Below are 10,761 nucleotides of genomic sequence, written 5' to 3' on the forward strand. Positions count from 1 at the left end.
GCGTCGGAATAAGAACCTTGACCGAAGGAAGCCAGATGATGTTTACTGGAGCACGTTACCTCAGAAGCAGGTAGCTGTATGAACAGGCAGCTTATCACTTATAAATCGCTTCTGCCTGTCCAACCAAACCCGACCACCTGTTAGTTAGGGCTCAATATCGTTACCCACTTCGTTTGGTCTTGGCCGCAGGATTCCATTTCTATTGATCTCCATGCAGGCAACACTGGCGGCTTCGCTAAGTTTATCCAAGACCTCTGAATGTTCTAAATTACTGCCATCAAAACGGATGACTTTCTTTTGACTAAGAGCCTCAATCACCTTATGAAATGGTAAGGCCTTTAGCGGCTTGCACATCTGTTCAATGACATCATTCAGGTCACTGGAATCCTTATCCATTGGTTCTCCTTTTTTTATCAATTCTTGAGACAGCATAGAACCCACAAACAAAACTTTCAGCGCAAGTCAGAACAGCAGGGTGCTGATCGCAAGCATCACAATACTTTCTTGAAAATAACAATTCTGTTCGTATTTGTCCCTTTCCCGTTATTTGAAACACCCCAAATATTTGATGTTTTTGTGAACACCTGTGCATTGATCATAATTCCCTCACATGAAAAGCCTTGATTTATACCAATCTGAGCCACATACTCATCTAACTTAACTTTGCCATTTCTAACTTCACCGACCTCAAATGCTACGAAGCCTTCTTTCTTCGTTATCCTATATAGTTCCCGAAAAACGCCGTTCATGACATCAACCCAGTCTTCTATTTTCTTGCTCATGGTAATTCGTAATCCAACGCTTTCAGCATCAATATTATTAAACCAGCACCTCATCCAGTTGTCAGCCGCGTATTTGACTATATCCAGGAATGGTGGAGAAGTTACCGTCAACGAAACCACACCCCTTTTTATCGTTTTTGTTTCACGAGCGTCATCATTAAGAAATATGGCCTTTTCTCCAATTCGTCTCAACGTAACGATATCAGTCTGAGTCACATTTTTCAGGAGATCTTTTGTCTTTGCGATAATAAGTTTCTTCGTGTCTCTATATTCTGGCGTCTGTTTTCTCTGCTGATTGATCCTTATTTGACTATCTCGACTAACAGCTTGATTGGGAGGAAATGTATATACCGAGAAAAAACCCTTTGAATGGCCGGTGAGTCTATTGGTAGCGACCATTCTAATCCACATATCCAACTCGTCCTGTTTGCCAGTTTCATCTCTATCTATCAAGTAATTCCTAATGGATAATATTTCCTTCAGCGTATCTTCATGATAAAACATGGCAAGATCGAAATCAGAGGAAAGAGCTTTATGAATCCGAATTGAGTTTAGCCTGGCCGCCAATTCATTCAGATCAGGAACAAACAGTCGTGACTTACAGAGAATGCTGCTGAGCGGATTTATATCATTGGAAATAACGTTTCTGCCCAGAAGTGCCGCTTCAACTATAGTCGTTCCTCTGCCTGTAAAGGGATCATAAACAATATCCCCGGGAGCAGTAAGCAGTTCTATAAAGAAACGAGGCAACTGTGGCTTAAAGCATGCCCTGTAGGAAATTTCATGAAGAGAATTAGCCTGTCTTTGCTTGGCAGTCCAAAATTCATTAGTAAATCTTTTTACAGGCAGATCTCCGATATTAACTTCGTCGACCATTGTTGAGGAGCCATTCGAAAATAAGTTCCCCTTTTCAATATGTATAAACTGTGTCAGATAATCTACAGAGTCAAAGCGAGAAGCCGCATGTAATTTAGTCATCTTTTAATTTTACTCATTTGGTGTAAGTTATGAAACATGAGTTTTTTCGTAAGCCCCATTGCCATGCCTCCTGAGCGACCTTTCTGGCCTTTTCGTTTCCCTTTTCTGCAATCGCATGCAGTTGATCAGGTCAGTGGCCGATGATGCATTGACTTGAGCTGTCAGGGAAAGACGGATAAATAATAACTTGAGATAATGTATATCCATGGGATATACTTTATTTAGACATTGGCGCTGAAGGAGGTTGTAGCATGATTGCGAAGACAGCACAGTGGGGCAACAGCATAGGCGTGCGCATACCCAGCGCAGTAGCTAAAAAGGCCGGTATCGGAGTGAACTCCACCATAGAGATCGACAATACGGAGGGTGGTATTATCATCAAGCCCGCTGAAAGGCAGGAGTATACCCTCAAGGAGCTTGTGAAAGAGATTACGGCCAAAAATCGTCATGCCGAGGTTGATTATGGGCAGCCTGTTGGTAAGGAGCTTCTTTAATGAAGGCAGTTCCGGATCGTGGCGATATTATCGTTTGGAGTTTCGATCCCACATTAGGGCATGAGCAGGCAGGCTTTAGACCGACGCTTGTCCTCTCTCCCGCGCTCTACAATAAGGCTTCCGGCCTCTGCCTTATCTGTCCGATCACCACAAAGATCAAAGGTTATCCATTTGAAGTGGCGCTTGACGGCGCAAAGAAGACCTCTGGAGTTGCCCTTGCTGATCAGGTTCGCTCTATCGACTGGCAGGCCCGCAAGGTAAAAGTAACTGACCGCATTTCAGCAACAGCCCTTTCACGAGCCCTCGCTAAATTCAAACCTCTTCTTTATTGAAATAACGCTCCATTTATCGATAGCCTGCAACCTTGCCGATTATTCTGAATTCTGATATTCTATATTCAGAAAATGTATCTAAAGGGAGGGTTGGAATGGATACCATGAAAACAGCTATTGCAGAGATAAAAAATCGCGGCCAGTTGACCATCCCCAAGAAAATCCGGGAATCAAGCCATCTTGAAGAAGGACAGGTAGTCTCTATCATACCTGTTGGAGACTCTGTCATCATCACCCCCAAAAGGCTTGAGCTCGATGAAGCGCGAAGGCAGATCAGAAAGATCATGAAGGCCTCAGGGCTTTCAGAAAAAGAATTGCTCAAGGGGCTTGGGGAGGAGAGAGAACTGCTTTACAAGGAAATCTATGGCAAAAAGAAGCATTAAGATATTCCTTGATTCGAACGTCATCCTATCAGGTCTTTTCTCAGATAAGGGAGCTCCCCGCGTTATTTTGGATCTTTTATCGCTCGGGCTTCCGCAGCTCGCGGCAGCGACAGGGGAATATAATATTATTGAAATTGAACGTAACCTAATAAAAAAGATGCCTGAGGCACTTCCGGTTTACAGTAAATATCTTCCCTTGCTGAACCTTGACATCATCCCTCTTCCCTCATCAAAAGAACTAACTAAATTGAGTGGGGCCACGTCTCAAAAGGATATGCCTGTGCTTGCTTCAGCCATCAATGGCAAGGTTGATTATCTTGTAACAGGGGACAGAAAGGACTTTAGTCATTTGACAGGGCAATACTCCTTTAAAATCCTTGGCCCTTCTGAATTTCTTGCTAACATTCTTCCTGAGGTGCTCAAGGCCTTGGAATCGGACGGCTAATAAAGCCCCATTGCCTTGCGCACAAACTGCATGGTCTCCTGTGCCACCTTTCTGGCCTTCTCGTTTCCTTTTTCAGCGATGGCATGCAATTTATCAGGATCAGCAAGAAGAGCCTCTCTCTTTGCCCAGATCGGCTCAAGAACTGAAAAGACGTTTTTGATCAGCACCTTCTTGCAGTCAATGCAGCCGATACCGGCAGTCCTGCATCCTTCGGCAACCTCTGCCTGTTCTTCTTTTGTCGAAAATATTTTGTGCAGCTGGAATACGGGGGAGAGCTCAGGGTCTCCCTTGTCAGTCCTTTTTACGCGTGCAGGGTCAGTGGTCATAGTCCTGATCTTCTGCTCCACCTCTTTGGCACTGTCTGAAAGATAGATGGCATTGCCGTAACTCTTTGACATCTTTCTTCCGTCAACGCCAGGCACTTTGGGGAAGGGGGTAAGGAGTGCATCAGGCTCAGGGAAAACATCTCCGTAAAGGTTATTGAATCTCCGGGCAATCTCACGCGATATCTCAAGGTGAGGCACCTGGTCTATGCCTACAGGCACATGCTTTGCCCGGTACATAATGATGTCTGCGGTCTGCAGGAGCGGGTACCCGAGAAAGCCATACGTGGACAGGTCACGCTCGCTCAGCTCGGTCTGTTTTTCTTTGTAGGTCGGCACGCGCTCAAGCCATCCCAGAGGCGTGATCATCGAGAGCAGGAGATGAAGTTCGGCATGTTCCAGTATCCTGGACTGAATGAAGATGGTGCATTTGTCAGGATCGAGGCCTGCGGCAAGGAAATTCACCAGCAGGTCTGTTACCGATTCATGCAGCACCGAAGGGTTGTTATATCCTGTTGTAAGGGCGTGCCAGTCAGCAACAAAATAGTAGCAGTCGTAGTTATCCTGGAGCTTCACCCAGTTCTGAAGAGCTCCGACATAGTTGCCGAGATGTACCTTGCCGCTTGACTGCATGCCGCTTAAGACTCTGTCCACAATAAACCTCCGCCTATAATAAATATTTTCCTGATGCCTCTATAATGCACTATTCCACCCTGGAAATTTTCCATATCAGCTCGAAGTTGCAGATAATGACCTGCGGTTCATCTGAGCTGTTCTTCATGATCTTGCCATTGTCGTCCACAGCCAGAAGAAGGTCATTGGCCTTCAGTGATGAACCGTCAAAGCCGTGTAAGTGTAATTTTGCTTTTATTGTATCCATGTACATATGGCACTGAGATTCATTGATGATCCCCTTTTCAATGGCCTTGGAAAGGTCCACGGGCGTATAAAGGGCATCACGGTTTTCCGCAACCCATTGATCCGGGCCGTTGTAATAGCCCCGAATGGTAATGTAATTATGATCTTCCTGGAGTACAGGATTCCCTTCCGGGTCTATGAGGTCCTTGTGTGATTCATATTTTCTCACATCGGTCGAGGTCTCTATCTTCTTGCTGCCGGTCATATAGATAGCCCTCACATAGACCGTGGGGATGCCGAGACGGTTAAGGGTATGAGCAATGGCAAACTCCTCAAACGGACTGTTAATGCCGTATTGACAGACTTTTGGATCGCGGGAGCCTTCTTCATCACCAACAGGCATTTCCCCTACCCGGGAGGTTTCCCAGACAAGATGAATGTTGTCCTTTGTTATCGTATAAAAGACTTCCTTGGCTTCTGACAGTTTTATCGAGGGTGTTTTCCTCCACCGCTCAGGAAGGAAATAGTCAAACAGGTGCGGATTCCGTCCCACAACCCAGAGGCGCCCGCCGGTGCTTTCTGCGTGGCCGTACAGATAGGGAACGCTAAGGATCTCGGCAGCAGAAAGATGGACCGGCAGAGAGGTCGGTTCAAAACGGTGTCTCTGATCATCAAGATACGAATATCTTCTTGAATTCTTTACTGCCTCCTCATGTTCCGGCGTACGCAGGAGCAGTTCGTAATCGATTATGGAATAGTTGCCGTTACTGATCAGCTGATAGAGATGATCCACCTGATCCTTTTCAGGGTTCTTCTTTTCTCTGAGGCCTATTTCTTTAATGTTTTCGACCTCTGCCTCACTGATGATGATATGCTCAGGCTTCATATCAGCCACCAGGTAACCTTTCTTGTTGAGGTCTTTGTGAGCTGTGGCATCAAGGATCTTGAGATGTTTGATCATCTCGTCGGTGTTGATATCGATGTACGCGAAGATTTCCTTGATGTTCAGGCCTGTTATCCATTCATAGATCAGTTTATACTGCTTCAGGATATCAAGATCAATGCCCGGATGTTTTGCCCGGATGCGGTTGATCCTGGCGCCCGATCTCCCGCTCTGCCATGCCTGCATCACTTCCGGCGGAACGTATATCGCCATGGGGAGCTGGGTATGTATCCTTGTCTCTTTCGGTCCGTACAGGTTATCCATCAGCTCCATGACCAGGGCAAATTCCTCCCACGGACTGTTGAACTCTGCATCACAGAACTCCTGCAGGGTATGGGTATCGAGAGGCACATCTTCGCCGACACGACAGTTCTTGACCACCAGGTCAAGGCTTAAGCCGTCAACCTCTTTTGTGGGGACCTTGTACACGGAACTCGTGCCCAAAAGCCGTAATTTATGCTGGTTGAACCAGCCTGTTTCATACCAGTTCTCTATCTCGAAATGTTTGTGGCGGTTCTCGGCAAAACGGGTAAGATACAGATCGCCGCCGTCACTGGTCTTTGTATGGACGTACACAACGCCCAGGACATTGACCAGGTTTTTTTTCGAGGCTATCATCTCTGATCTTAACCTGTCCCGAAGGGCATTTTTAATAATAAAATCCCTCCTAATCTCTCCCCATCCGGGGACAAGCCTTTGTCAAAGGGAGGAATGAATCCCCTCTTTGGAAAAGAGGGGCAAGGGGAGATTTTATGATAATTATCCCCAGTCATTGAAACGTTGCCAATCCTGAGGGGTAATTATATCGCTGTATCATCCAAGACGCTTTCTGAGCTCCTCAAGCTGGTCTCTCAGTTTGGAGGGCAGACGCTTTCCAAAGGTGCTGAAGTGTGCCTCGATATCAGGTATCTCAGCTTTCCAGTCAGCAATATTTACGCTCATCAGTTCCTTCATGCTTTCCGGTGTCAGGGTGAGGCCTGAAAGGTCAAGATCCCCTTCTTTGGGCAGCAGACCTATGGCAGAGCTCTCTGCACCGATCTTGTTGTCAACGCGTTCGCAGATCCATTTGAGAACTCTGCTGTTGTCGCTGAAGCCGGGCCAGAGGAACTTGCCGTCCTGGCTCTTTCTGAACCAGTTCACGTAGAAGATCTTCGGCGCCTTGCTGCCGAGCTTCTCGCCCATGCTGAACCAGTGCTCGAAATAGTCGCCCATGTTATATCCGCAGAAGGGCTTCATGGCAAAGGGGTCGCGCCTCAGATTGCCTACTGATCCGATATTCGCAGCTGTTGTCTCTGATGCTGCTGTGGCCCCCAGGAAGACGCCATGCTCCCAGGAGAGGGCCTCAGAGACAAGCGGTACCACGCTGGTGCGGCGGCCACCGAATATGAAGATATCGATCGGCACGCCCGCAGGATTTTCCCAGTCCTTGCAGATGACCGGGCATTGTGATGCATGCGCAGTGAAACGTGCATTCGCATGCGCAGCGTCAGCCTTGCTTGCAGGCGTCCAGTCATGACCCTTCCAGTCAATAAGATGTGACGGCAGTTCGTCATTCATGCCCTCCCACCAGACATCGCTGTCATCGGTCAGTGCGCAGTTCGTGAAGATGGTATTTTCCCTGATCGTATCCATTGCCATAGGGTTGGTGCCATAGGATGTTCCGGGTGCAACGCCGAAAAACCCGCTCTCCGGATTTATGGCATGCAGCCGTCCATCCGGACCGATCTTCATCCAGGCGATATCATCGCCGATGCATTCACATTTCCAGCCCTTGAGCGAAGGCTGCATCATGGCCAGGTTGGTCTTTCCGCATGCTGAGGGGAATGCTGCTGCAATATGATACTGCTTGCCCTCAGGACTGGTCAGCCGCAGGATGAGCATATGTTCTGCAAGCCATCCCTCTCTCCGTGCAACAGCAGATGCAATGCGGAGCGCCAGACATTTCTTGCCTAACAGGGCATTCCCTCCGTACCCGGACCCGTACGACCAGATCAGGTTTTCTTCAGGAAAGTGGCTGATATATTTGTTCTCTATCGGGGCGCATGGCCACTGCACATCTTTCTGGCCGGGCTGAAGCGGTGCGCCGATCGAATGGAGGCAGGGAATGAAATCGCCGTCACTGCCAAGAAGTTCCAGCACCTTCGAGCTGACGCGGGTCATGATATGCATATTGACCACCACATAAGGGCTGTCGCTGATCTCGATGCCTATCCTGGAGATGGGCGAACCGATCGGTCCCATGGAAAAAGGGATCACAAACATGGTCCTGCCTTTCATGCAGCCCTTATAAAGATCCTTCATGATCCCCTTCAGTTCGGCCGGCGCCATCCAGTTGTTTGTAGGCCCTGCTTCATCCTGAGATGTGGTCGAGATATAGGTGCGGTCTTCAACGCGTGCTACGTCGCTCGGGTCAGACCTGAACAGAAAACTGTTCTTCCGCTTCTTCAATGGGGTAGCGCTGCCGCTGTCGATCAACCTCTGCATCATGCTGTCATATTCCTGTTTGGACCCATCGCATATATAGATTGCATCCGGTTCGCACATTGTCTTGATCTCAGCGATCCAGGCATTGAGTTTCTTGTTTTTAATTTCAATGTTCATAACGTATCTCCTCATTGTTTCTATCGTTAATGGTATGCGAATTATTGCAGCATGCCGAATATTTTCAGAAAAAAAGTGATGAACGGCATAATGAAAAGGTTTGCAATGCCTGTATAGATCAGCACCAGCACAATGATAAAACCAAAGGGTTCGATCTTGCTGAACGATATGGCCTGCTTTGACGGAAGCAGGCCTGTCAGAACTCGTCCTCCATCAAGCGGCGGGATCGGGATCAGGTTAAAAGAGGCAAGCACCACATTCACTACTACGCTTGCAGAAAAGATCATGAGCAGAGGTTTCATCACGGTCTCTTTCACCGTGTCAGGAGAAAGGCCGGCTATGGGTGCGATCACAAGCTTGAGAAGGATTACGCTTGCCAGAGCAAGGGCGATATTGGTGACCGGTCCAGCAATAGCCGATAAGGCCATACCTTTTCTCGGGTTTGTGAAGTTCGCGGGATTGATCGGTACGGGTTTTGCGTACCCGAACACAAAACGGCCTTCTGTCAGAACAAAGAGCATAATCGGCATGATGATCGTTCCGAAAAGGTCTATATGCGCAAGAGGGTTCAGCGTCAGGCGGCCAAGAAGCTTTGCGGTCGGATCGCCGAGCCTGAACGCAACATATCCGTGGGCCACCTCATGGAAGGTGATCGCGATGAGAATGGGCAGCGCAGAGATAAGAAGCCGCTGTAATGTTTCCGGTTCCAAGATTCTCCCTCATGGTATTTATTGGTCGAGAAATACTTCCAAGCTGGTGCAAGAGAAGTCTTGTAGTATTATGCATTTAATCGTTATAAGTCAAACGGGAAAATGATCGTAAAAGCAGGAGCCCTGCGGGTTTGCCGGGCTCCTGCTTTGTAAAAAGTTATGCGGAATGCTGAAGGAAAACAAAATGCCAGATCAGCATAAAAGTTTCTTGTCGCTGTTCTTCCTGCCGGTAGAGAGCAGTTAAAAGGTACAAGAAGAAAAGACGCTGTCTGACCCTTTTTTTACGGACCTGACACAAAAAGTCTGTCCTTTTCGTTATAATAAACAATCGGTGTTCCATGAAATTCTTTATAGACACAGCCAATATCGACGAGATCAAAAAGGCCTGGGAATTGGGCGTTATTGACGGTGTCACCACCAATCCCTCTCTTATTGCCAAAGAAGGCAAGGACCCTGTCCAGATCCTGAAGGCCATCTGCGGCATTGTGAAGGGGCCGGTGAACGGCGAGGTGATCGGCACTACCGCTGATGTTATGGTGAAAGAGGCCAAAGAGCTCGCGAAAATACATAAGAATATTGTTATCAAGATCCCAATGATAGAGGAAGGGCTCAAGGCGGTCAAGAAGCTTTCTTCCCTGGGAATAAAGACGAACGTTACCCTTATTTTTTCGGCCAACCAGGCACTTCTTGCAGCAAAGGCAGGGGCAAGCTATGTAAGTCCTTTTGTCGGCCGCCTGGATGACATCAGCCACCATGGCATGGACATTGTTGAGGAGATCCTGGATATCTACGCAAACTATCTCTTCGAGACCGAGGTGATCGTTGCATCAGTGCGGAACCCGCTCCATGTGCTTGATGCAGCCCGCATGGGAGCACATATTGCGACCATCCCCTATTCTGTAATAACCCAGCTGATAAAGCATCCCCTGACCGAGATCGGGCTCGAAAAATTTCTGAAAGACTGGGAAAAAGTCCCGAAGAAACCGACAAAGAAGAAGTAGAGGTTCATGCCTTATGCCGATCTATGAATATCGATGCAATGTATGCGGCGAGGATTTTGAGAAGATCGTCTTTGGCAACAGGGAAGTTATCTGTCCCAAATGCTCATCCGGCGATGTGAAGAAAAAAATGTCTGCCTTCGGCATGAGCGGTGTAGAAAAGCCTTTTGCCGGATCATCTTCTGCGGGATGCAGTTCCTGCAGCAAAGGCTCCTGCAGTTCCTGCCATTAATAGCGGCGCCGGATCATTATTGCTGAACAGCAAAAGGATTTGCCCTGAGTATCTGTATCACTTTCAGGGGATTGCCTTCCATTACAAACACTGCCATGCCGCGATCGTCCGTCTTTCTGCCGGACAATACCCAAGTGCTTTTCCAGGAAATGTTCACGAACATCTTATCGCCTTCGATCTCGACCCACCGGGGGGTAAAGGAAATATCCACGCTGTCAAAGACCTGCCTGCCGGCCATGATATCCTTGAAACCCGTCTCAGTGGTATTTCTCTGTATGGTTGCCGAATCCTTCTTTACAAAGGCATTCCTGATCGTCTCTGCAACGCCAAAGGCTTCAGTAGCTGTCTTCGATTCCTGGGTAACCTGTTTTACCTCTTTTTTGCCGCCGCACGAAACAAGCAGAATAGATGCGAGCAAGAGAAGCGTTATTTTCTTCATTGTTCCCCCTGGATGGTCTGATCTTCTTCGCTAATGATAAACATTCACCTCTTTTTTTTCAACCGCAACTCTTTCATCTATTATAAGACCTCAATCAGTCCCCTAATCTTTGCAGAACTGCGAATATATTTATTCTATTTGCAGTTCTGCAAAGGAATCCCAGATAAGAATCCTTTAAAAACGGGATGTTTCCAGTTGGCATGAAGCCTGCATATATACAAGCAAGAACAACAAACCGGAAGC

13 protein-coding genes are annotated in these 10,761 nt (G+C 47.6%); 6 read left to right on the top strand and 7 right to left on the bottom strand.

Features of this window, described 5'->3' with window-relative positions; translation table 11 throughout:
• Nucleotides 1-144: 144 nt before the first annotated feature.
• Nucleotides 145-396 (bottom strand): hypothetical protein, encoded by a 252-nt coding sequence (locus HZB62_00005; GenBank protein ID MBI5073549.1) that lies wholly within the window; start codon nt 394-396, stop codon nt 145-147.
• A gap of 95 nt (nt 397-491) precedes the next feature.
• The gene (locus HZB62_00010) at nt 492-1,760 is read right to left on the bottom strand and encodes a site-specific DNA-methyltransferase (protein MBI5073550.1); all 1,269 of its coding nucleotides are present in this window, start codon (nt 1,758-1,760) and stop codon (nt 492-494) included.
• 251 nt (nt 1,761-2,011) lie between these two features.
• Here HZB62_00010 and HZB62_00015 point away from each other — a divergent pair, with 251 nt between their 5' ends.
• From HZB62_00015 to HZB62_00030, 4 genes are all read left to right on the top strand, one after another.
• Nucleotides 2,012-2,254 (top strand): AbrB/MazE/SpoVT family DNA-binding domain-containing protein, encoded by a 243-nt coding sequence (locus tag HZB62_00015; GenBank protein MBI5073551.1) that lies wholly within the window; start codon nt 2,012-2,014, stop codon nt 2,252-2,254.
• Complete coding sequence (gene mazF / locus HZB62_00020; protein ID MBI5073552.1) at nt 2,254-2,586, top strand: endoribonuclease MazF; 333 nt, start codon at nt 2,254-2,256, stop codon at nt 2,584-2,586. Before HZB62_00015 ends, mazF begins: the two co-directional genes overlap by 1 nt.
• Before the next feature lie 95 nt (nt 2,587-2,681).
• Nucleotides 2,682-2,969 (top strand): AbrB/MazE/SpoVT family DNA-binding domain-containing protein, encoded by a 288-nt coding sequence (locus HZB62_00025; protein MBI5073553.1) that lies wholly within the window; start codon nt 2,682-2,684, stop codon nt 2,967-2,969.
• Nucleotides 2,950-3,414: a PIN domain-containing protein gene (locus HZB62_00030; GenBank protein ID MBI5073554.1), complete on the top strand. Its 465-nt coding sequence runs from the start codon at nt 2,950-2,952 to the stop codon at nt 3,412-3,414. Before HZB62_00025 ends, HZB62_00030 begins: the two co-directional genes overlap by 20 nt.
• Here the strand turns inward: HZB62_00030 and trpS are convergent.
• The 4 genes from trpS to HZB62_00050 all read right to left on the bottom strand — a co-directional run bounded on the left by trpS (nt 3,411) and on the right by HZB62_00050 (nt 8,852).
• On the bottom strand, nt 3,411-4,370 hold the full coding sequence (gene trpS, locus HZB62_00035) for a tryptophan--tRNA ligase (protein ID MBI5073555.1): 960 nt from the start codon (nt 4,368-4,370) through the stop codon (nt 3,411-3,413). The genes HZB62_00030 and trpS overlap by 4 nt on opposite strands.
• A gap of 70 nt (nt 4,371-4,440) precedes the next feature.
• Nucleotides 4,441-6,156 carry a hypothetical protein gene (locus HZB62_00040; GenBank protein ID MBI5073556.1) on the bottom strand — a complete coding sequence of 572 codons (1,716 nt, stop codon included), beginning with the start codon at nt 6,154-6,156 and terminating at the stop codon, nt 4,441-4,443.
• A gap of 195 nt (nt 6,157-6,351) precedes the next feature.
• Entirely contained in the window at nt 6,352-8,139 is a 1,788-nt protein-coding gene (locus HZB62_00045; protein MBI5073557.1) for a phosphoenolpyruvate carboxykinase (GTP), read from the bottom strand.
• A gap of 41 nt (nt 8,140-8,180) precedes the next feature.
• Nucleotides 8,181-8,852: a site-2 protease family protein gene (locus HZB62_00050; protein ID MBI5073558.1), complete on the bottom strand. Its 672-nt coding sequence runs from the start codon at nt 8,850-8,852 to the stop codon at nt 8,181-8,183.
• A gap of 335 nt (nt 8,853-9,187) precedes the next feature.
• Here HZB62_00050 and fsa point away from each other — a divergent pair, with 335 nt between their 5' ends.
• Nucleotides 9,188-9,850, top strand: coding sequence for a fructose-6-phosphate aldolase (gene fsa, locus HZB62_00055; GenBank protein MBI5073559.1), 663 nt, complete (start codon nt 9,188-9,190; stop codon nt 9,848-9,850).
• A gap of 13 nt (nt 9,851-9,863) precedes the next feature.
• Entirely contained in the window at nt 9,864-10,079 is a 216-nt protein-coding gene (locus HZB62_00060; GenBank protein MBI5073560.1) for a zinc ribbon domain-containing protein, read from the top strand.
• A 16-nt stretch (nt 10,080-10,095) separates the two neighbouring features.
• On the opposite strand, the gene HZB62_00065 is transcribed toward HZB62_00060, so the two are convergent.
• A complete protein-coding gene (locus tag HZB62_00065) occupies nt 10,096-10,518 on the bottom strand; it encodes a hypothetical protein (protein MBI5073561.1) in 423 nt (140 codons plus the stop codon).
• Nucleotides 10,519-10,761: the final 243 nt, after the last annotated feature.

The sequence above is a fragment of the Nitrospirota bacterium genome (assembly GCA_016214855.1).
Classification (GTDB): domain Bacteria; phylum Nitrospirota; class Thermodesulfovibrionia; order Thermodesulfovibrionales; family UBA6898; genus UBA6898.